The 20697-nt window shown below is 71.9% G+C and carries 19 protein-coding genes; 10 read left to right on the top strand and 9 right to left on the bottom strand.

All coding sequences use genetic code 11. From position 1 onward, the window contains the following. Positions 1-46 precede the first annotated feature (46 nt). A complete protein-coding gene (locus tag OVA21_RS03145) occupies positions 47-568 on the top strand; it encodes a metallopeptidase family protein (RefSeq protein WP_307872458.1) in 522 nt (173 codons plus the stop codon). An 83-nt stretch (positions 569-651) separates the two neighbouring features. Here OVA21_RS03145 and OVA21_RS03140 read toward each other — a convergent pair whose 3' ends face one another. Further along, the gene (locus OVA21_RS03140; RefSeq protein ID WP_120286168.1) at positions 652-963 is read right to left on the bottom strand and encodes a WhiB family transcriptional regulator; all 312 of its coding nucleotides are present in this window, start codon (positions 961-963) and stop codon (positions 652-654) included. A 335-nt stretch (positions 964-1298) separates the two neighbouring features. On the opposite strand from OVA21_RS03140, the gene OVA21_RS03135 reads away from it, so the two are divergent. Together OVA21_RS03135 and OVA21_RS03130 are read left to right on the top strand one after the other, a co-directional pair. Continuing rightward, positions 1299-2378 carry a 2-phospho-L-lactate transferase CofD family protein gene (locus OVA21_RS03135; RefSeq protein WP_067712261.1) on the top strand — a complete coding sequence of 360 codons (1080 nt, stop codon included), beginning with the start codon at positions 1299-1301 and terminating at the stop codon, positions 2376-2378. Further along, positions 2375-3829, top strand: coding sequence for a coenzyme F420-0:L-glutamate ligase (locus OVA21_RS03130; RefSeq protein WP_256819903.1), 1455 nt, complete (start codon positions 2375-2377; stop codon positions 3827-3829). Before OVA21_RS03135 ends, OVA21_RS03130 begins: the two co-directional genes overlap by 4 nt. Before the next feature lie 100 nt (positions 3830-3929). Here the strand turns inward: OVA21_RS03130 and OVA21_RS03125 are convergent, their stop codons facing one another. Continuing rightward, positions 3930-5045: a sugar phosphate nucleotidyltransferase gene (locus OVA21_RS03125; protein ID WP_227022368.1), complete on the bottom strand. Its 1116-nt coding sequence runs from the start codon at positions 5043-5045 to the stop codon at positions 3930-3932. Positions 5046-5140: 95 nt separating this feature from the next. Then, complete coding sequence (locus OVA21_RS03120) at positions 5141-6019, bottom strand: glycosyltransferase family 2 protein (protein WP_268091747.1); 879 nt, start codon at positions 6017-6019, stop codon at positions 5141-5143. 111 nt (positions 6020-6130) lie between these two features. Here OVA21_RS03120 and OVA21_RS03115 point away from each other — a divergent pair, with 111 nt between their 5' ends. Next, positions 6131-7705: an LCP family protein gene (locus tag OVA21_RS03115; RefSeq protein ID WP_268091746.1), complete on the top strand. Its 1575-nt coding sequence runs from the start codon at positions 6131-6133 to the stop codon at positions 7703-7705. Positions 7706-7764: 59 nt separating this feature from the next. Then, positions 7765-8451 (top strand): TIGR03089 family protein, encoded by a 687-nt coding sequence (locus OVA21_RS03110; protein WP_268091745.1) that lies wholly within the window; start codon positions 7765-7767, stop codon positions 8449-8451. Positions 8452-8631: 180 nt separating this feature from the next. Here the strand turns inward: OVA21_RS03110 and OVA21_RS03105 are convergent, their stop codons facing one another. The 5 genes from OVA21_RS03105 to OVA21_RS03085 all read right to left on the bottom strand — a co-directional run bounded on the left by OVA21_RS03105 (position 8632) and on the right by OVA21_RS03085 (position 13345). Then, a complete protein-coding gene (locus tag OVA21_RS03105; RefSeq protein WP_268091744.1) occupies positions 8632-9801 on the bottom strand; it encodes an acyl-CoA dehydrogenase family protein in 1170 nt (389 codons plus the stop codon). Positions 9802-9999: 198 nt separating this feature from the next. Beyond that, positions 10000-10512: a 5-(carboxyamino)imidazole ribonucleotide mutase gene (purE, locus tag OVA21_RS03100; protein WP_069389745.1), complete on the bottom strand. Its 513-nt coding sequence runs from the start codon at positions 10510-10512 to the stop codon at positions 10000-10002. A 48-nt stretch (positions 10513-10560) separates the two neighbouring features. Next, positions 10561-11847: a 5-(carboxyamino)imidazole ribonucleotide synthase gene (locus OVA21_RS03095; RefSeq protein WP_069389746.1), complete on the bottom strand. Its 1287-nt coding sequence runs from the start codon at positions 11845-11847 to the stop codon at positions 10561-10563. Between the two features lie 22 nt (positions 11848-11869). After that, positions 11870-12433 carry a PH domain-containing protein gene (locus OVA21_RS03090; RefSeq protein WP_067712239.1) on the bottom strand — a complete coding sequence of 188 codons (564 nt, stop codon included), beginning with the start codon at positions 12431-12433 and terminating at the stop codon, positions 11870-11872. 3 nt (positions 12434-12436) lie between these two features. Then, positions 12437-13345, bottom strand: coding sequence for a biotin--[acetyl-CoA-carboxylase] ligase (locus tag OVA21_RS03085; protein ID WP_069389747.1), 909 nt, complete (start codon positions 13343-13345; stop codon positions 12437-12439). Between the two features lie 77 nt (positions 13346-13422). On the opposite strand from OVA21_RS03085, the gene OVA21_RS03080 reads away from it, so the two are divergent. The 5 genes from OVA21_RS03080 to OVA21_RS03060 all read left to right on the top strand — a co-directional run bounded on the left by OVA21_RS03080 (position 13423) and on the right by OVA21_RS03060 (position 18640). Further along, entirely contained in the window at positions 13423-15084 is a 1662-nt protein-coding gene (locus tag OVA21_RS03080) for an acyl-CoA carboxylase subunit beta (RefSeq protein ID WP_069389748.1), read from the top strand. Continuing rightward, entirely contained in the window at positions 15081-15329 is a 249-nt protein-coding gene (locus tag OVA21_RS03075; protein ID WP_069389749.1) for an acyl-CoA carboxylase subunit epsilon, read from the top strand. Before OVA21_RS03080 ends, OVA21_RS03075 begins: the two co-directional genes overlap by 4 nt. Before the next feature lie 180 nt (positions 15330-15509). Further along, a complete protein-coding gene (locus OVA21_RS03070) occupies positions 15510-15941 on the top strand; it encodes a cupin domain-containing protein (protein WP_268091743.1) in 432 nt (143 codons plus the stop codon). 22 nt (positions 15942-15963) lie between these two features. After that, positions 15964-16644 (top strand): Maf family protein, encoded by a 681-nt coding sequence (locus OVA21_RS03065; RefSeq protein WP_069389751.1) that lies wholly within the window; start codon positions 15964-15966, stop codon positions 16642-16644. Positions 16645-16852: 208 nt separating this feature from the next. Further along, positions 16853-18640: an acetyl/propionyl/methylcrotonyl-CoA carboxylase subunit alpha gene (locus OVA21_RS03060; protein ID WP_067712221.1), complete on the top strand. Its 1788-nt coding sequence runs from the start codon at positions 16853-16855 to the stop codon at positions 18638-18640. Positions 18641-18910: 270 nt separating this feature from the next. On the opposite strand, the gene OVA21_RS03055 is transcribed toward OVA21_RS03060, so the two are convergent. Next, complete coding sequence (locus tag OVA21_RS03055) at positions 18911-20686, bottom strand: glycerol-3-phosphate dehydrogenase/oxidase (protein ID WP_268091742.1); 1776 nt, start codon at positions 20684-20686, stop codon at positions 18911-18913. Positions 20687-20697: the final 11 nt, after the last annotated feature.

Below are 20697 nucleotides of genomic sequence, written 5' to 3'. Positions count from 1 at the left end.
CCGACCGCCCACCGGCACCGCGATCCCCGGTGCCGGCCAGAGCGACGTGTGCGCCGGCAGCCGGATCTCGGTCCGAGATTTCCCCGGGGACCCGGGGCGTCGCGGCCCGCGTGTGGTCACCTCCCGGCGGGCGGACCGACGCGGGCACGGCCCCCGCGGCCCGATCCTGCCCCCGGAGGTGCCGAGGTGGCGCAGCCGGTCGGCCGAGTTCGACGCCGCCGCGCTCGAGGCGTTCGCGGAGATCGACCAGCACTGGCACTCCCGACTGGTGCATCTGGACCTCGCGGTCGACATGGTGCCCCGCATGCGACTGCGTCCCGGCGAGACGTGGCCCGAGGAGGTCGTGGCCGACGGCGACGTCCCGCTCGCCCGCCTGGTGCCAGCGGGCGTCGACCGCTCGGGGCAGCCGACCCGGGCGCGGCTGGTGTTGTTCCGCAAGCCCCTGTCCCGGCGCGCGCCGGACAGCGATGACCTGCGGGACCTCATCTACTCCGTGCTGGTCGAACTGGTCTCCCAGCACTTGGAACTCTCCCCCGACGAGGTCGAGGCCGGCCCCGACGAGAACTGACCGCCCGGTACGGGGCGGTCAGGGGTGGGAGGTGGCGCCGGAAGACGGGGCCGGGTGACGGGCTGGGATGACCCGCACGCGGCTCACATGACGGCGTCGCGCTTGATGCGCCGCCGCTCACGCTCGGACAGCCCGCCCCAGATGCCGAAGCGCTCGTCATTGGCCAGCGCGTACTCGAGGCACTCGGCCTTGACCTCGCAGCCGGTGCAGATCTTCTTGGCCTCGCGGGTCGACCCGCCCTTCTCCGGGAAGAACGCCTCGGGATCGGTCTGCGCGCACAGAGCCCGTTCCTGCCAGCTCTCCTGCTCGTCCTCGACGAACAGGCCGGAGACACCGAGGTCGACCAGGGCCAGCTCGGGTCCCGCGATGGTGCGTGACTGTCGATCCACGGTCATCCCTTCGTGTTGCATGTTCGTGCGCGATGGTCCGCGTCTGAGTGCCCGTCGCCGACACGGCCGAGGGAGCCCTGCCGGATCGCGGATTGTCTGATGTCTGTGCGATGTTTACCGTCACCCACCAGGGAATGACACACCTGTGATTACACACATGCAAGCCGCGTAGGTCAAGCGAAATCGGGGATACCTACCATTTTCCCCACCCGCCGCGGCCGGTGACACGCCGCCCCGATTGTGGCGTGGGACACGTCCCCGGCGCGCCCGCCACCCTCCCGGGCCGGGCCTGTCCGGCCCACCGGCGCGGCGTCGCACGCACCGTCACTACTCTCGTCCGTGTGAAGATCTGTGTTCTGGCCGGCGGCGTCGGTGGCGCCCGTTTCCTGCTCGGCGCCCGCCGACTACTCGGACTGGACGCCGAGTCCGCCCGAGCGGGTTCGCCGCATCGTATCGACGCGGTGGTCAACGTCGGCGACGACGCCTGGATGCACGGGGTCCGCATCTGCCCCGACCTCGACACCTGCATGTACACCCTCGGCGGCGGCATCGACCCCGAGCGCGGCTGGGGCCACGCCGGGGAGACGTGGAACTGCCGGGACGAACTCGCGGCATACGGCGTGCAGCCCGACTGGTTCGGGCTGGGTGACAAGGATCTGGCCACCCACCTGGTGCGCACGCAGATGCTCGACGCCGGCTACCGGCTCACCCACGTCACCGAGGCGCTGTCGACCCGCTGGTCCCCCGGCGTACGCCTGCTGCCCGTGACCGACGACCGCTGCGAGACGCACGTGGTCGTGACCGGCGGCACGGCCGACGACGGGACCGGCGCGGGCGACGCGGCGACCCCCGGCGACGGCCCTGACGCGGACGCCCCCGGCCCGCGGGCGATCCACTTCCAGGAGTGGTGGGTCAAGCACCGGGCGCAACTGACGCCTTCCGGCTTCGTGCAGGTCGGCGCCGATGCCGCCACGCCGACCCCGGAGACGCTCGAGGCGATCGAGACGGCCGACCTCGTCGTCGTCGCCCCCTCCAACCCCGTGGTCTCCGTCGGCGCGATCCTCGCGGTGCCCGGGATCCGCGCCGCGCTGCGGTCCACCCCCGCCCCCGTGGTGGGCATCAGCCCGGTGATCGGCGGGGCGGTGCTGCGCGGCATGGCCGACACGTGCCTCACGGCGATCGGAGTCGAGACCTCCGCGACGGCCGTGGCGCGCCACTACGGCGCCCGCTCCGGCACCGGCCTGCTCGACGGCTGGCTCGTGGCCCCGGGCGACGCGCCCGCCGACGGCTCCGGCGCGGTCGACGGCGTCGCGATCCGGGAGGTCCCGCTGCTCATGACCGACCCCGACGCCACCGCGGACATGGTCGCCGCCGCGATCGACCTGGCCGGCCTCGAGGTCCCCGCCCGGACCGACCGATGACCGACGGCGCGCTCCCCGAGATCCGCCGCTGGACCGTCGAACACGCCGCGCCCGCGGACGTCGTCATGTGGGCACCCGACGGCCTGCCCGAGTTCCGGCCCGGTGACGACCTCGCGCGCGCCCTCGCCGACGCGCTCACCGCCGACCGGCACGGCCTCGTCGACGGCGACGTGGTGGTGCTGACCTCCAAGGTGCTGTCCAAGACCGAGGGGCGGATCGTTCCCGCCCCCACCGACCCGGACGAGCGCGACGCCCTGCGCCGGCGGCTCGTGGACGCCGAGTCGGTCCGCGTGGTCGCGCGCGTCAACCGCACGCTCATCACGGAGAACCGGCTGGGGATCGTCCAGGCCGCCGCCGGGGTCGACGGCTCCAACGTCGAGGCCCGCGAGCTCGCGCTGCTCCCCGAGGATCCTGACGCCTCCGCCGCCGCGCTCGCCCGCGAACTCCGACGCCTCACCGGCGCGCGCGTCGCCGTCGTCGTCACCGACACGATGGGGCGGGCCTGGCGCACCGGCCAGATCGACATGGCCATCGGCGCCGCCGGACTGCGGGTGTCGGTGGGGTACGACGGCGCCGTGGACCGCCAGGGCAACGAACTGTTGGTGACCGACGTCGCCGTGGCCGACGAGATCGCGTCAGCGGCGGACCTGGTCAAGGGCAAGCTGGGGGCGCGGCCCGTGGCCGTGGTGCGCGGGATCGGGCACCTGCTGCTGGACGACGGTCACGACAACGGCGACGACGACGACACCAACAACGACGACGACGAGGTGGACGTCCCCCGGCGGGCCCGTGACCTGGTCAGGGACGGGTCCTCGGACCTGTTCCGGTTGGGCACCGCCGAAGCGGTGGCGCTGGGGCGGCGGGAGGCCGTTCCCGCCCGTCGCTCGGTGCGACGGTTCTCCGACGAGTCCGTCGACGCGGACCTGTTGGCCGGCGCCGTGGCGGATGCGCTCACCGCCCCCGCACCGCACCACTCCACGCCCGTCCGGTTCGTGCGCGTCGCGGGCCGCGCGCGCATGCGGCTGCTGGACGCCCTGCGCGCGGACTGGGAACGCGACCTGCGCGCCGACGGGCACACCGGCGAGATCCTGGCCCGTCGACTCGGGCGCGGCGACCTGCTGCGCACCTGCCCCGAGCTGATCCTGCCGTTCGTCGACGACGACGCCGGAGCACACGACTACCCGGACGCCCGCCGCGCCGCCTGCGAGGAGACCATGTTCACCGTCGCCGGAGGTGCCGCGGTGCAGTCGCTGCTGGTGGCGCTCGCCGCGCGCGGCCTGGGCTCGTGCTGGGTGGGGTCGACGATCTTCGCCGCCGACACCACCCGCCGCGAGCTCGGACTGCCGGGCTCGTGGCGGCCGCTCGGTGCGGTCGCGGTGGGCGTGCCCGCCGAGACGGTCCCGCCACGGGAGCCGCGGCCGGCAGGCGACGCCTACCTGACGGTCGAGTGAGTCTCGGTAGCGGCCATGAGCGACACCTATCCGATGTCGCGCCACCTGCCGGATCCGATGGGTGGCGAGACATCGGATGGGTGGCGAAGGCCGGCCGGGCCTACATGTCGGTGGAGTAGCGGATCCCGCCGTCGGGGATCTGCACCCCCGGCCACACGCGGGCACCGCGCAGGAGCTCGCAGCGGGCACCGATGTCGGCGCCGTCACCGATCACGCCGTCCCGGATGAGCGCCCGGTGGCCAATTCTCGCGCCGAATCCGACGATCGAACGCTCGACCGTCGCCCCGGCCTCGATGCGGGCACCGTCGAAGACGACCGCGCCGTCCAGTCTGGCCCCGGCCCCGATCTCCGCGCCGCGCCCCACGACGGTCCCGCCGACCAGGACGGCGCCCGCCCCGATCCCGGCACCCTCGTGGACCAGGGACTCCCCCGCGTGGCCGTCGAGCGCCGGCGACGGGGCGATGCCGCGGACCAGGTCCGCCGAGCCGCGCACGAAGTCCTCCGGCGTGCCCATGTCCCGCCAGTAGGCGGAGTCGACGAACCCGTAGACGCGCCGGCCCTCACTGAGCAACTGGGGGAAGGTCTCACGCTCGACCGACACCGGCTGGCCCTCGGGGATCTGCTCGATGAGCTCACGGCGGAACACGTAGCAGCCGGCGTTGATCTGGTCGGTCGGCGGATCCTGGGTCTTCTCCAGGAAGTCCTGGACGCGCCCGTCGTCGTCGGTGGTGACGCAGCCGAACGCGCGCGGATCGGAGACGCGGACCAGGTGCATCGTCAGGTCGGCGTTCTTCTCGCGGTGCAGGGCGAGGATCTCCCGCAGGTCGGTCCCGCCGAGGACGTCGCCGTTGAACACCATGACCGTCGAGGCGGTGAGCTCGGACAGGACGTTGCGGATGCCGCCGCCGGTGCCCAGGGGTTCGGTCTCCACGACGTAGGAGATGTCCAGGTCCAGGGCCGACCCGTCGCCGAAGTACTCCTCGAAGACCTCGGCCTTGAAGGAGGTCCCCAGCACGACGCGCCGGATGCCGGCCGCCCGGATCCGGGAGAGCAGGTGGGTCAGGAAGGGCAGGCCCGCGGTGGGCAGCATCGGCTTGGGCGCCGAGATCGTCAGGGGCCGCAATCGGGTGCCCTTGCCGCCGACCAGCACCACCGCCTCGGTGTCCGCGATCAGGTCGTCGTCGGCGGTGGCACTCCCGGGGGTCGTCGAGGTCACGGTGAAGGCTCCTGCTGTCGAAAGGGCCGCGGGCGGGGGCGCGCTCGCCCCGCTCCGGTGGCCGGTGGATGGGTCTCGGTTCCGGGGTGTCGGGCTCAGCCCGCGGCGCGCCGGGCGGACCGGATCGCCAGGCGACACCGCAACTCCAGGCCCGCTCTGAGCGCCCAGCGTATCGGTGCCTGCCAGGCGTGTGGGTGCCTGTCCGCCTGGAACAGGTACGCGCTGCGGTGGTGCGCCCGGAGGGTGAACTCCGGCACCGCGTTCGCAGCGTGACCCTGGTCGTGGTGGATGACGGCGGCGGGCACGTAGACGTTCTGCCACCCGGCCCTGCCGAGACGGTCGCCCAGGTCGATGTCCTCGAGGTACATGAAATACCGCTCGTCGAACCCGCCCAGGGCATCGAACGCCGCCCGGCGCAGCAGCAGGCACGAACCCGACAGCCACCCGGCGGCCCGCTCGGTCTCCATGTCCGCGTCGTCGAGGTACCCCGCCGTCCACGGGTTCCGCGGCCACACCTGGCCGAGCAGGGCGTGGCCGATCCCCGCGCCCAGACGTGGCACCGCCCGGGCGGACGGGTACACGGACCCGTCGGTCTCGGAGATCCGCGGGCCGAACGCGGCGGCCCGCGGCCAGCGTGCGGCGGCGGCGAGGAGCTCGTCCACCGACCCGGGTTCGAAGGTCACGTCCGGGTTGACCACCAGGACGAACTCCTGGTCGAAATCCTCCGGCCGGCCAGCGATCTGCGTCACCGCCCGGTTGATGGCGGTGCCGTACCCCAGGTTGTCGCCCGTGGGGAAGAACTCGGCGAACCCGTACTCCGCCGCGACCGCCTCCGGCACCCCGTCCGTCGACCCGTTGTCCGCCATCACCAGGCCGACCTGCCGGGTCGTGGCCGCGGGGAGGGTCTCGACGAAGCTGCGGAGGTGGTCGCCCGGCGAGTACGTCACCGTCACGACGGGTAGTCGGGTCGTCACGCGAAACACCCTACGACGCACCCCACGGATTCCGACGCCCGGCGCGCGGCGCGGTACCGTTGATCATCATCGGCGGCCTCGAGCGGCCCTACTCGACGACAAGGACGGTGGATGAGCGCCGAGCTGCCAGCGACTCCCCGTCGTGCCTCCGGCCGGGCACGGAGACGGCGTCACGCCACCCCGGCCCGCCCGGTCGCGTACCGGGTCGGTCGCGTCGTGGCCGCCCTCGTCTCCGCCCTGTGTCTCCTGGTCACCGGCGTCGGGTGGACCCTGTTCAACGGACTCAGCTCGGACCTGACCTCCGCCGGCGGTCTCGACGTGGGTGACGGTGGCCTCGACGGCGCCGTCGACATCCTTCTGGTGGGCACGGACAACCGGACCGACGCGCAGGGCAACCCCCTCAGCCAAGAGGAACTGGCCACGATCCGGACCGGCGAGGAGGAGGGCGAGAACACCGACACGATCCTGCTCATCAGGATCCCCGAGGACGGCAGTTCCGCCACCGCGATCTCCATCCCCCGCGACGTCTACGTGGAGACCAGCTCGGTCGGCGGGAGCAAGATCAACGGCGTCTACGCCGCGAACAAGGAGGCCCATCTCGAGCGTGCCGTCGCGTCCGACCCGGACGGTGAACTGACCGAGGAGGACCAGCGCGCCGCGGTCAAGGCCGGGCGCAACGGCCTCATCGGCGCCGTCGAGGATCTCACCGGCGTCCAGGCCGACCACTACGCCGAGATCGGCCTCCTGGGGTTCGTGCTGCTCACCGACGCAGTCGGCGGCGTCCCCGTCTGCCTCAACGAGCCGGTCGACGAGCCGCTGTCGGGCGCGAACTTCCGTGCCGGCGTCCAGACGGTCTCCGGATCGGACGCCCTGAGCTTCGTGCGCCAACGCCATGACCTGCCCGCGGGCGACCTCGACCGGATCGTCCGTCAGCAGGTGTTCATGTCCCAGCTGGTCAAGAAGATCCTCTCCGCCGGCACCCTGGCCGACCCCTCGAAACTCGGTGCGCTGGTCGACGCCGCCAAGCGGTCCTTCGTCATCGACGAGAACTGGGACTTCGTCGACTTCGCCATGAAGCTCCAGGACATCAGCGGCGGCAAAGTCCGATTCGAGACCATCCCGGTCACCAGCATCGACTCGTTCACCGAGTGGGGCGAGTCCATCGTCACCGCCGACCCCGCCGAGGTGTCGGAGTTCGTGGCCGGTTTCGCCAGCACCGAGGATCGGGAAGCGGACGCCGACGCCACCACCGATCCGGAGCAGACCCCCACCGACGCGCCGGGACCGGACCCCGCCGAGGTGACGGTCTCCGTGGTCAACACCACCGCGATCGACGGTCTGGCCGCGCAGGTCTCCGGAGCCCTCACCGAACTCGGCTACACCGCAGGCGACCTGCTCACCGACCCGGCCGCCGCGTACACCTCGCACGTCGCCGCAGCCTCCGCCGACGATGACGCCGCCTTCGCCGTGTCGGAGGCCCTCGGCGGCCTGCCCGTGCAGGTCGACCCCGCGCTGCCCGACGGCTCCGTCCGCGTCGTGCTGGCAGAGGACTACAGTGGCCCCACCGGCGACGCCGCCGGCACCGAGTCCTACTCCCCCACCACCTCCTCCTATGCGCCGCTGCCGCCGTCCATCGCGGATCGCCCGACCTTCGACGCCGGCTCGGACGTGCCCTGCGTCAACTGACCGACTGCGCCCACCGACTGACTGCGCCCACTGACCGACCACCACCCGGGAGGCCCAGAGTGACCACCGCCGCCGACACCGTCCTGCAGCCGCTCCTCGCACTCGACCCGGGAACCCCCATGGTCACCCACTACAACCAGGCCGCCCCGTCACGAGTGGAACTGTCTGTCACCTCCACCGCCAACTGGGCCGCGAAGATCGCCGGACTCCTGCGCGACGAACTCGGGGTGGTGCCGGGCGACGTGATCGTGTGCGACCTGCCCGCGCACTGGCTCACCGCGGGCGTCCTCCTCGGCGCCTGGTGGGCGGGCGCCGAGGTGAGCACAGGGGCCGCGGACGACGCCGTCGCCGTCGTCACCGTCCCCGACCGCCTCGACCGCCACCCCACCGACATCGAGACCCTCCTCATGACCACCGACCCGATGGGCCGCCCGCTGGCGGCCGCCGGCGTCGAGGTGCCCGCGGGCGTCACCGACCTCGCCGAGGCCTGCCGCATCCACCCGGACGCGTTCGTGCCCTCCGGCGGGGGTCCGCTCGCCCTCGACGGCGCTCCGCTGTCCGAGCTGGCCGATCCCGCCCTGGCGGGCCGCGCCCTCGTGGCGGGCTCCGGTCGCGACGACGTGGTGCAGGTCCTGGCCCGGGTGTTCGCCTCCGGTGGCACGGCGGTGCTCGTCACGGGAGCAGACGCGGACGATCCCGCGGTCGCCGACGTGGCGGCCACCGAACGCACCACGCTCACCCTCTGATCGCCCGGCGCCCGCGACACGCGCCCCAGCGACGCCGCGCCCCAGCGCGCCAGCGCCCCAGCGACGCGAAAATCCGCTACTCCGATTCCGGATCCGCTCCCCTGATGCGGGTAGCAGATTCGGAATCGGAGTAGCGGATTCGTAGAGGGTGTACCGGTCAGCGGGCCGGCGCCCCGGGCATCAGGCGAGGAGCTGGCGAGCCATGACCATGCGGTTAATCTGGTTGGTGCCCTCGTAGATCTGGGTGATCTTGGCGTCGCGCATCATGCGCTCGACCGGGAAGTCACGCGTGTACCCGGCGCCGCCGAACAGCTGCACGACGTTGGTGGTGACCTCCATCGCGACATCCGAGGCGAAGGTCTTGGAGGCGGCGGCCATGAAGCCCAGCTTCTCGCCACCGGGCGCGGAGCCGCGCTCGGCGTTGGCGGCGGCCGTGTACACCATCAGGCGCGAGGCCTGCACCTTCATCGCCATGTCGGCCAGCATGAACTGAGTGTTCTGGAAGTCCGAGATCGCGCGGCCGAACTGCTTGCGCTCCTTGGTGTAGGCGATCGCCGCGTCCAGGGCGCCCTGCGCGATACCGACGGCCTGCGCGCCGATGGTCGGGCGGGTGTGATCGAGGGTCTGCAGGGCGGTCTTGAAGCCGGTGCCCGGCGCGCCGATGATCCGGTCGCCCGGGATGCGGACGTTCTCGAAGTACAGCTCCGCGGTGGGCGAACCCTTGATGCCGAGCTTCTTCTCGGTCTTGGACACGCCGAAGCCCTCGTCGTCGGCGTGGACCATGAACGCGGAGATCCCGCCGGCACCCTTCTCGGGGTCCGTCACGGCCATGACGGTGTACCAGGTCGACTTGCCGCCGTTGGTGATCCACGCCTTGCTGCCGTTGAGGATCCAGTCGTCGCCGTCCTGGCGGGCGCGGGTGCGCATGGCTGCCGCGTCGGAGCCGGCCTCGCGCTCGGACAGCGCGTAGGAGGCCATCTTGCCCTCGGCGATCTCGGGAAGGACCTTCTGCTTGAGATCCTCCCCACCGGCCAGGATCAGGCCCATGGTGCCGAGCTTGTTGACGGCGGGGATCAGCGAGGACGACCCACAGACGCGGGCGACCTCCTCGATCACGATGCACGCCGCCACGGAGTCCGCACCCTGCCCGCCGTACTCCTCCGGCACGTGGACCGCGTTGAAACCCGAGGCGTTGAGCGCGTCGAGGGCCTCCTGGGGGAACCGCTCGTCCTCGTCGACGGCCGCGGCGTGGGGCTCGATCTCCTTCTCCGACAGGGCTCGGATCGCGGCCCGGAGCTCTTCGTGCTCCTCCGCCGGGCGGTACAGGTCGAAGTCGGGGTTACCGGACATATGCGGGCCTCCATGAGGGATTCGTCGGTGCTGATCGCGCGGCGGGCGCCGGCCAGGTTCTCGCGGAGGGGCCACTGACGCTCGTCGGCCGCCAGTATCGCCGCGGGAGACGCGAGGCCGCGTCCGGCCCTTCAAATTACCAGTCGGAAGTCGGTCCCCGTCGGCGCCGTCGGCCCCGCCGCGCCCCCGCGATGGCGATCAGCCGAGCAGTTGGCGGCGCAGGGCCTCGTCCTTGCGCTCGACCATCGCCTCCAGCTCGGCCTGGAACGCCTCCATTCGTTCGCGCAGGGCGGGGTCGGAAGCGGCGAGGATCCGCACCGCGAGCAGACCCGCGTTCCGCGCCCCGCCGATCGACACGGTGGCCACCGGGACACCGGCGGGCATCTGCACGATCGACAGCAGGGAATCCATGCCGTCCAGGTGCTTGAGCGGCACGGGGACACCGATGACCGGCAGCGGCGTGGCCGAGGCGACCATCCCCGGGAGGTGCGCGGCGCCGCCCGCACCCGCGATCACCACGCGGACGCCCCGGCCGGCCGCCGAGCGGGCGTAGTCGAGCATCTTCTGCGGGGTGCGGTGTGCCGAGACCACCCCGACCTCGAAGGTGATCCCGAACTCGGCGAGCGCCTCCGCCGCGGCCTCCATGGTGGGCCAGTCGGAGTCGCTGCCCATGATCAGACCGACCTGCGGCCCGTCCTGTCGCTCGGTCATCTCGTCGCCTTTCCTCGGTGTGGTGCGCTCAACGTCGCGGTGGTGCACTCAGCGTTCGAAGTCCCCGACGGCAGCCCCCGTGTGGGGGTCCCAGCCGTCGGCCCACTGCGCGTGGGAGAGCCAGTGGGCCGCGAGTTCCGCGACCGCGCGGACGGAGGCCACCTGGTCCGCGTCGTCCGGGTCGACACCCGGGTCGGCCAGGACGTTGACGTGGCCGATCTTGCGGCCGTGCCGCTCCGACTTGCCGTAGAGGTGCACCTTCGCGTGCGGGAACCGCGCGGCGAGGTGGTGGACGCGCTCGTCCATGCTCATCTCCGGCGTCTCGGGAGCGCCGAGGACGTTGGCCATCACGGTGAGGGGCGCGGTCGGGACGGTGGAGCCGAGCGGGTAGTCGAGTACCGCCCGCAGGTGCTGCTCGAACTGGCTGGTGGTGGCCCCGTCCATCGTCCAGTGGCCGGAGTTGTGGGGTCGCATCGCGAGCTCGTTGACCAGTACTCCCGGGCGACCGTCCGAGCCGATCACCTCGAACAGCTCCACGGCCATCACGCCGGTCACGTCGAGGTGCTCGGCCAATCGCAACGCGGTGGCCTGCACGGCCGAGCGCAGGTCGTCGGGCAGCCCGGGGGCGGGCGCGATCGCCACCGAGCAGATCCCGTCACGCTGGACGGTCTCGACGACCGGCCACACCGCCCCCTGCCCGAACGGGGACCGGGCCACCATCGCGGACAGCTCCCGGGTCCACGGGACGCGGCCCTCGGCCATCATCGGCACCCCGGCGGCGAGCTGCTCGTCGGCGATCCGCTCGGCTTCCTCCAGCGAGCCCGGCATCCAGACGCCCCGACCGTCGTACCCGCCCCGCGCGGCCTTGAGGACGATGTTCCCGTCCTGTTCGTCGTGGAAACGTCGGACGTCGTCGAGCGAGTCCACGCCCGTGAACGGCGGGACAGGGGCGCCGATCTCCGCGAGCGCGCGCCGCATGACCAACTTGTCCTGGGCGTGGATGAGCGCAGATGCACGGGGACGCACGGCGACCCCGGCGGATTCCAGCTCGAGCAGGATCTGCGGGGGCACGTGCTCGTGGTCGAAGGTCATGACGTCGGCGCCCTCCGCGGCGGCGCGGACGGCGTCGGGATCATCGTGCGCGCCGATCACCACATCCGGCGTGACCTGGGCGGCCGGGTCCTGCGGGTCGGCGGCGAGCACGCGGAGCGTCTGGCCGAGGGCGACGGCCGCCTGGTGGGTCATGCGGGCGAGTTGTCCCCCGCCGATCATCGCCACGACGGGCGTGCCGAGGGGATTGCGGCGGATGCGCGAGTCGTCGTTCACGTCGCCCATGGTCTCACGCGGGGCGAGGTCGTCACCGCCGCCCCGGGAGCCCCCAGCGGAACCGTGGCGCCGCGGCGACCGGAGCGGGCGGGGGCGGGGGTGGCAGCCGCATGAGCTCGTCGTAGACGGCGGCGTGGACGCGGGCGACCTCCGGGACGTGGTCGATCTCCACCGGCGGCAGGTGACCGAGCTCGAGGATCAGGCATCCCGTGCCCAGGGCGCGGTCGGTGAGGGTGTGGCGGAACCTGACGGCGCTGATCCTGCGCAGCGGCACGTCCACGCACCGCCGCGCGGACCCGGCCGGCCGGTAGAGCACCCTCTCGTCGGTGACCACGAGGTCGGTCCGTGCCCACCGGGTCAGGGGCCAGAGGCCGAACCGGAGGACGACCAGGGCGTACAGCACCGCGACCATGGCCCAGGTCGCCGTACGGTCCCCGGCGTGGACCACCTGAACCTCGATGAAGCCGCCGGCGATCCCCGCGAGACCGGCCCCGACCACCGTGACCAGGGCCGGGCGGACGAGGGCGCGCCAGTGTGGGTGGGTGTGGACGATGAGCGTCTCCCCCGGCGCAAGGACCGATCGGATGAAACCCACGGCTCAGCCGCCCCACCGACCGCCGGCGCCACGGACGTGGGTGACGTCGCCGGCGGCGACGGCGAACTCACCGTCGGGGTCGACGACGACGAGGCGGCCGTCGCGGTCGACCCTGTCCGCGCGCCCGGTCCTGATGACGCCCCCCGGCAGTTCGACCCTCACCTCGGTGCCAACGGTGGAGCAGGCCTCGGTGTAGGTCGCCATGAGCAGGTCCGAGACGGTCGATCCGCTCCCGCGCTCGCACTCGCGCCACTGGCGTTGACGCAGGGCCAACGCCTCGAGAACGGCGAGGGCCACACTGTCCCGGTCGTCGGACCCGCCAGAGAGCACGAGGGAGGTGGCGTGGGGCACCGGCAACTGCTCGCCGGTGAGCGAGACGTTGATCCCGACCCCCACCACGACGGCCGGTAGGCGGACGGGGAAGTCCCCGCCGCCCGGGACGGTCGTCATCTCGGCGAGGATGCCGGCGATCTTGCGCCCGTCCACCAGGACGTCGTTGGGCCACTTGAGCGTCGCGTCGACGCCACCGGCCTCCCGCAGCCCGTCCCTCACCGCGAGGCCGGTGACGAGGGGCAACCACCCGAAGAGGGTCGGCGAGATCGCCCCCGGGCGCAACAGGACGCTCACGGCGACCTGCGTGCGCGGCGGGGCGGTCCACACGCGACCGAGGCGACCGCGACCGGACGCCTGGTGCTCGGCCAGCAACACGCTGCGGTCCGGCGCACCCCCGGCCGCGCGGGAGATCAACTCGGCGTTCGTCGAACCGATGTCGTCGACGACGTCGAGAGACGAGTACGGCGCGTCCGGGCCCTCCACCAGAGCGCGACGGAGCGCGTCGGCGTCCAACCTGGGCGGGGTCTCGATACCTGGATCTGCGTGCACGACCCCCAGCGTATGTCGCCGCTCGGACATCGGTCGGGGTCGCCGCCGGGGGATGTACGCCGGGTCACGTCGCCACGGAGGCGGGTCACTGGTTAGAGTCTTGCAACATGACGACTGCCTCAGAACCGGACGTGAACTCGGCTCTGTCTAACGACGTACCGACGGCATCCGCGACCCCCGACATCCACACGACCGCCGGGAAGCTGTCCGAGCTGCGTCGGCGCCTCGACGAGGCCCGGGCCCCGATGGGGCAGGCCGCGGTGGACAAAACCCACGACAAGGGCCTGATGACGGCCCGCGAGCGCGTCGAGAACCTTCTCGACCCGGGCTCGTTCGTCGAGATCGACGCGCTGGCCCGCCACCGGGCCACGACGTTCGGTCTCGCCGAGCGCCGGCCGCTGGGCGACGGTGTCATCACCGGCTACGGCACTATCGACGGCCGGAGCGTCTGCGTCTTCTCGCAGGACGCCACCGTCTTCGGCGGGTCGCTGGGCGAGGTCTACGGCGAGAAGATCGTCAAGGTCATGGATCTGGCCCTCAAGACCGGCCGTCCGATGATCGGCATCAACCACGGCGCCGGCGCCCGGATCCAGGAGGGCGTCGTCTCGCTCGGCCTGTACGGCGAGATCTTCCACCGCAACGTGCTCTCCTCGGGTGTCATCCCGCAGGTCTCCCTGATCATGGGCCCGTCGGCCGGCGGCCACGTCTACTCCCCCGCCCTCACCGACTTCACCGTGATGGTCGACAAGACGTCGCAGATGTTCGTGACGGGCCCCGACGTCATCAAGACCGTCACCGGCGAGGAGGTCTCGCAGGAGGAACTCGGCGGCGCCACCACGCACATGACCAAGTCGGGCGTGTCCCACTACACCGCCAGTGACGAGCAGGACGCCCTGGACTTCGTCAAGGACCTGCTCTCCTACCTCCCGAGCAACAACCGTGCCGAGGCCCCGCGGTTCCCGTTCCCCATCGCCGAGGGTGCGATCGAGGACAACCTCACGCTCGAGGACCACGATCTCGACACGATCATCCCCGACTCCTCCAACAGCCCGTACGACATGCACGAGGTCATCTCGCACATCGTCGACGACGGCGAGTTCCTGGAGATCCAGGGCCAGTACGCGATGAACGTCATCGTCGGCTACGGCCGCATCGAGGGCCGCAGCGTGGGCGTGGTGGCCAACCAGCCCACCCAGTTCGCCGGCTGCCTGGACATCAAGGCCTCCGAGAAGGCCGCACGCTTCGTCCGCACCTGCGACGCGTTCAACATCCCCATCCTCACGCTGGTCGACGTCCCGGGCTTCCTGCCCGGGACCGGCCAGGAGTTCGACGGGATCATCCGCCGCGGCGCCAAGCTGCTCTACGCCTACGGCGAGGCCACCGTCGGCAAGGTCACCGTCATCACCCGCAAGGCCTACGGTGGCGCATACGACGTCATGGGGTCCAAGCACATGGGTGCCGACATCAACCTCGCGTGGCCGACCGCCGAGATCGCCGTCATGGGCGCCTCGGGAGCCGTCGGCTTCGTCTACCGCGACCAGCTCAAGCAGGCCGCGGCCAACGGCGAGGACGTCGACGCCCTCCGGCTCAAGCTCCAGGCCGAGTACGAGGACACCCTCGTCAACCCGTACGTCGCCGCCGAGCGTGGCTACGTCGACGCGGTCATCCCGCCCTCGCACACCCGTCTGCAGGTCGCCCAGGCACTGCGACTGCTCGACCGCAAGGTCGTCGAGGTTCCGGCCAAGAAGCACGGGAACATCCCGCTGTGACCGGCGAGCAGCAGCAGGACCCCGCCGGGCAGCCGGAGAAGCCGTTCTTCGAGATCGTGGGCGGCAACCCCACTCCCACGGAGGTGGGCATCCTGTCCGCGGTCTTCGCGACCGCGCAGGGGAACGCCGCGCACGCGAGCGACCACGAAACCGGCGTCCGGGACGACTGGGGATCCTACGAGGACCGCCTGCGTCCGCCGTTCGGATACAGCCCTAGCTCGTTCCTCAACCGCCGCCAGTACTGAGCGCAGAGGACCGACCACACCACGAGCCGCCCCCGTCCCCGTCCCCCGCGTATGCCGATGCACACTCCGGAGTACGGGCACGGGGGCGGCTGCGTCGGATCAGGGCCGTTGTGCCGGACAAGTAGGGTGGTGGGACCGCCGCCGGACCGGTCGGCGGGCAGTTCTCGAGGAGGATCGTCGATGTCCGAGGAAGCCACCTCCGACGGGCGGGACGCCGGGGCATCCGGCGGTCCCACCCGCGACCCCGCGGCCGAGGATCGCGATCACGGCCGCCGCGCCGGCACCGACGAGGGCACCGCCACGCACCACACCGACGTCATCGGGAGGGCGGCGCCGTCCGCCACCCGCCCCGGGGCCACGGTCGTCCACCGGGACGAGACCGCCAAGATCGTCGCGTTCGAGTTCGACGAGGGCCAGGAGATGCCCGACCACGCCGCGTTCCACCCCATCCTGATCCAGCTGCTGCGGGGACGCGTGGAGTTCGGCCTGCCGGACCGCACACTCGAACTGCGTACCGGCGAGATCCTCCACCTCACCGCCAAGCTCCGTCACCGGGTCCGGGCACTCGAACCCACCACGCTGACCATCACGATGCTGCTGCCGCGGTCCTGACCCGGTGGCTACGCTGAGGCCCATGATCGCGCTCGTCCTCGCCTCCGCCTCCCCGTCCCGACTGCGGATCCTCGAGCAGGCGGGGGTGGACCCGCTCATCCGCCACCCTCAGGTCGACGAGGACGCCCTGCAGGCCGCCCTGCCGCCGGGGACCCCGCACGTGCGGGTCGTGGAGGAACTGGCCCGCGCCAAGGCGGAGGACGTCCTGCAGCGCGAGGGCGAGTCTCTCGCGACCGAGCCGAGGTCGGCCGGTGCCGACACACTCGTGGTGGTCGGGTGCGACTCGATGCTGTTGGTCGACGGCCACCTCGAGGGCAAACCCCACACCTACGAGCGCGCCATGGAGCGCTGGCGGAGGATGCGCGGGCGTCACGGGGTCCTGCTCACCGGCCACGCGCTGATCGTGGCCGATCTCACCGGCGACGACCCCCTCGCCGTCACCTTCTCCGAGACCGACACGTCCGACACGACCGTGCACTTCGGCGCACCTTCCGACGCCGACCTCGACGTGTACCTGCGCACGGGGGAGCCGCTCGAGTGCGCGGGCGCGTTCACGATCGAGTCACTCGGCGGCTGGTTCATCGACCGGATCGAGGGCGACCCGTCGAGCGTGATCGGGCTCAGCCTGCCTCTGCTGAGACGACTCCTCGAGGGTGCCGGAATCAACGCCCACCGCGTCTGGCGACCCGAGCTCCGGACGTGAATCCACCCGGGTTTCCCCACCCGGGGACGTGACGGCCACAACAACCTCGCAGGTCAGGCCGCCCGACGCCTCGCGGGCCCGCCCCCGCGGGCCAGCCCTTGGACCCCCAACACCACACATGAGGGGGGCCTCTCATTAGACTGCGGAAGAACTCGGTGGGCCCCACGGCCGATCGACAGTAGAGACGTTTACCTCCAGGAGGCCCTGAGTGCCCAGTCATGCCAGCTCTCACATCACCAAGGTCCTCGTCGCCAACCGCGGCGAGATCGCCGTCCGTGTGATCCGTGCGGCGAAGGACGCCGGCCTGGCCAGCGTGGCCGTATACGCCGAGCCCGACGCCGACGCACTGTTCGTCAAGCTGGCCGACGAGGCCTTCGCTCTCGGAGGAACCACCTCCGCGGAGTCGTACCTGGTCTTCGACAAGATCCTCGACGCCGCCGCCAAGTCCGGCGCCGACGCCATCCACCCCGGCTACGGCTTCCTCTCCGAGAACGCCGACTTCGCGCAGGCCGTCATCGACGCCGGCCTGATCTGGATCGGCCCCCCGCCGCAGGCCATCCGGGACCTCGGCGACAAGGTCACCGCCCGCCACATCGCCGAGCGGGCCAACGCCCCGATGGCCGCCGGTACCAAGGACCCCGTCGCGGGAGCCGACGAGGTCGTGAAGTTCGCCGAGCAGTACGGCCTGCCCATCGCGATCAAGGCCGCCTTCGGTGGTGGCGGTCGCGGCATGAAGGTCGCCCACAGGATGGAGGAGGTCGCCGAGCTCTTCGAGTCGGCCACCCGTGAGGCCGTCGCCGCGTTCGGCCGCGGCGAGTGCTTCGTCGAGCAGTACCTCGACAAGGCCCGCCACGTCGAGGCCCAGGTCCTCGCCGACCAGCACGGCAACGTCATCGTCGCCGGCACCCGCGACTGCACCCTGCAGCGCCGCTTCCAGAAGCTCGTCGAGGAGGCCCCCGCGCCGTTCCTCACCGACGACCAGCGCAAGCGGATCCACGACTCCGCCAAGGCCATCTGCAAGGAGGCCGGCTACTACGGCGCCGGCACCGTCGAGTACATGGTCCAGGGCGACACGATCTCCTTCCTCGAGGTCAACACCCGCCTCCAGGTGGAGCACCCGGTCACCGAGGAGACCGCGGGCATCGACCTCGTCCTGCAGCAGTTCAAGATCGCCGAGGGCGAGGTGCTCGAGTTCACCGAGGACCCCGCCCCGCGTGGCCACGCCTTCGAGTTCCGCATCAACGGCGAGGACGCGGGTCGCGGCTTCCTGCCCGCCCCCGGCACCATCACCGGTTACCACGAGCCCACCGGCCCGGGCGTGCGCATGGACTCGGGCGTCGAGCAGGGTGACACGATCGGCGGCCAGTTCGACTCCATGCTCGCCAAGCTGATCGTGTGGGGCGAGGACCGCGACCAGGCACTCGCCCGCTCGGCCCGCGCCCTGGCCGAGTACAAGATCGAGGGCATGGCCACGGTCCTGCCGTTCCACCAGCACATCGTCACCAACCCGGCATACGTCGGTGACGGCAAGAGCTTCGACATCTACACCAAGTGGATCGAGGAGGAGTGGGACAACCCGATCGAGCCGTGGTCGCCCACCGGTGCGCCGGCCGACGACGACGAGCCCGTCGAGCGCAAGAAGGTCGTCGTCGAGGTGGACGGACGTCGCGTCGAGGTCTCCCTGCCCGGTGACCTGGCCTTCGGCGGCTCCCATGCCGGCGGCACGGTCCGCCGCAAGGCCAAGTCCCGCACCCGTGGCGGCGCCGCAGGTGCGGCCGCGTCCGGTGACGCCGTGTCGGCTCCGATGCAGGGCACGGTCGTGAAGGTCGCCGTCGAGGAGGGCCAGGAGGTCTCCGCCGGCGACCTGGTGGCCGTGCTCGAGGCCATGAAGATGGAGAACCCGGTCACCGCGCACAAGGACGGCGTCATCACCGACCTCGCCGTCGACGCCGGTGCCGCCGTCACCCAGGGAACGGTCCTCTGCGAGATCAAGTGACCTCGTGACGTAGTGGGCGTTCTCGCGCCCACCACGTGCCGAATCCCTGGCGCATCTGCGTCGAACTCGAATCCGCCCCTCGGATCTCGATCTCCGCCCCGGCCCCCGGGAGCGAGTCGAGATGCGAGGGGCGGATTCGTCGTCAGGGAGTCCGGACGCGGCCGGGCCACTCCACCCGCGGGCGGGCCACCCGGCCGGCCTGCGCGGACGCGGCCGGGCCACTCCAACCGCGGCCGGGCCACCCGGCCGGCCCGCCCGTACGGGGCCGGGTCAGCCGGTCGAGCTGTCGACCACGGGCTGGGCGCTGGCGGGATCGAAGGTCGCGTCCGCGAGGAACTCCCGGACCTCGGGCACACGCCGGAGGAATCCGTCCGCCTCGTCGTCGGACTCCGCCACCTGGCTCGCCTCCTCGGCGGCGACCCGCCGCTCGAACAGCTCCACCTCCCTGGCGATGCGGTCGTCGTCCCAGCCGAGAACGCCCGCCATCAACTCGGCGACCTCCCGGGCGCAGTCGACGCCACCGTGCTGGTACTCCATGGAGATCCGGGTGCGGCGCACGAGGACGTCCTCGAGGTGCAGGGCGGCCTCCGCGAGCGCGGCGTGCACGATCTCCACACGCAGGTAGCGCTCGGCTCCCCCGACGGGATCGAGGAGGTCGGGCCGGTCGGCGGCGAGCTCGAGGACGTACTCGGCGAGCGTTCCGTACCGCCCGAGCAGGTGCTGCATCTGGTCGTCGCGGATCTCGTACTGGTCGGCGATCCGGTCGGCGCGGTTGACCATCCCGGGGTAACCGTCGGCGCCCAGCAGCGGGATCCGCTCTGTCGTCGACGGCGGCACCTCGGCGGCCCGCTCCCCCAGTTCCGCCACGGCGGCGTCCACCGCGTCGGCGGCCATCACGCGGTAGGTCGTGTACTTGCCGCCCGCCACGACCACCGCGCCGGGGGCCACGGTCATCACGGCGTGTTCGCGGGAGAGCTTGGCGGTGGAGTCGGCGCCGCCGGAGAGCAGCGGGCGCAGGCCGGCGTACACGCCGCGGACGTCCTCGCGCCGGATCGGGGTGGTGAGCACCGAGTTGACGTGGCCGAGGATGTAGTCGATGTCCGCGCCGGTGGCCGCCGGGTGGGCCAGGTCGAGCTGCCAGTCGGTGTCGGTGGTGCCGATGATCCAGTACTCGCCCCACGGGATGACGAACAGCACGGATTTCTCGGTGCGCAGGATGAGCGCGGCCTCGGAGTCCACCTTGTCGCGGTCCACCACGATGTGCACGCCCTTGGACGCCCGCACGGTGAAGCCGCCCTCCTCGCCGAGCATCTTCTGCAGCTGGTCGGTCCACACGCCGGCGGCGTTGAGCACGGCCCTGGCCCGGACGTCGGTCTCGCGACCGGTCTCGGCGTCACGCACCCGCACCCCGGTGACCCGGTCGCCGTCGCGGAGGTAGCCGATCACCTGGGTGGAGTTGGCCACGACCGCCCCGTGGTGAGCGGCGGTGCGCGCCAGGGTGAGGGTGTGGCGGGCATCGTCGACGAGGGTGTCCCAGTAACGGATCCCGCCCACGACGGCGTCCTCGCGCAGCCCCGGGGCCACGCGGCGCGCTCCCGCGCGGCTGTAGTGCTTCTGCGGCGGGACGCTCTTGGAGCCGCCCATCACGTCGTAGAGCACGAATCCCGCGGCCATATAGGGGCGTTCCCAGAACCGACGGGTGAGCGGGAAGAGGAACTTCAGCGGCGTGACCAGGTGCGGGGCCAGGCGCGTCATGCTGAGTTCGCGCTCGTGGAGGGCTTCGGCCACCAGGCCGAAATCGAGCTGCTCGAGGTAGCGCAACCCGCCGTGGAACATCTTCGAACTGCGGGAGGACGTGCCGGCGGCGAAGTCGCGGGCCTCGACGAGCGCCACGTTCAGCCCCCTGGTGGCCGCGTCGAGCGCGCTGCCGGTGCCCACCACACCGCCGCCCACGATCACTATGTCGAAGGTGTCCTCCGACAGTCTGCGCCAGGCCTCGGCGCGGCGGTCGGGGCCGAGGACGGATCGGGACCTGGTCGTGGGCATGGGCGCTCCCT

Source organism: Dietzia sp. SL131 (assembly GCF_026672565.1).
GTDB lineage: Bacteria > Actinomycetota > Actinomycetes > Mycobacteriales > Mycobacteriaceae > Dietzia > Dietzia kunjamensis.
Note: the sequence above shows the minus strand (reverse complement) of the source record. Positions and strands in the feature narration are given on the sequence as shown.

Excerpts from the sequence above, each read along its gene's own strand:
- OVA21_RS03085 (WP_069389747.1), bottom strand. The coding sequence starts at position 13,345 with ATGTCCGAGCGGCGACATACGCTGGGGGTCGTGCACGCAGATCCAGGT.
- OVA21_RS03105 (WP_268091744.1), bottom strand. The coding sequence starts at position 9,801 with ATGTCCGGTAACCCCGACTTCGACCTGTACCGCCCGGCGGAGGAGCAC.
- OVA21_RS03095 (WP_069389746.1), bottom strand. The coding sequence starts at position 11,847 with ATGGGCGACGTGAACGACGACTCGCGCATCCGCCGCAATCCCCTCGGC.
- OVA21_RS03115 (WP_268091746.1), top strand. The coding sequence starts at position 6,131 with ATGAGCGCCGAGCTGCCAGCGACTCCCCGTCGTGCCTCCGGCCGGGCA.
- OVA21_RS03070 (WP_268091743.1), top strand. The coding sequence starts at position 15,510 with ATGTCCGAGGAAGCCACCTCCGACGGGCGGGACGCCGGGGCATCCGGC.
- OVA21_RS03080 (WP_069389748.1), top strand. The coding sequence starts at position 13,423 with ATGACGACTGCCTCAGAACCGGACGTGAACTCGGCTCTGTCTAACGAC.
- OVA21_RS03140 (WP_120286168.1), bottom strand. The coding sequence starts at position 963 with ATGACCGTGGATCGACAGTCACGCACCATCGCGGGACCCGAGCTGGCC.
- OVA21_RS03065 (WP_069389751.1), top strand. The coding sequence starts at position 15,964 with ATGATCGCGCTCGTCCTCGCCTCCGCCTCCCCGTCCCGACTGCGGATC.
- OVA21_RS03055 (WP_268091742.1), bottom strand. The coding sequence starts at position 20,686 with ATGCCCACGACCAGGTCCCGATCCGTCCTCGGCCCCGACCGCCGCGCC.
- purE (WP_069389745.1), bottom strand. The coding sequence starts at position 10,512 with ATGACCGAGCGACAGGACGGGCCGCAGGTCGGTCTGATCATGGGCAGC.
- OVA21_RS03130 (WP_256819903.1), top strand. The coding sequence starts at position 2,375 with ATGACCGACGGCGCGCTCCCCGAGATCCGCCGCTGGACCGTCGAACAC.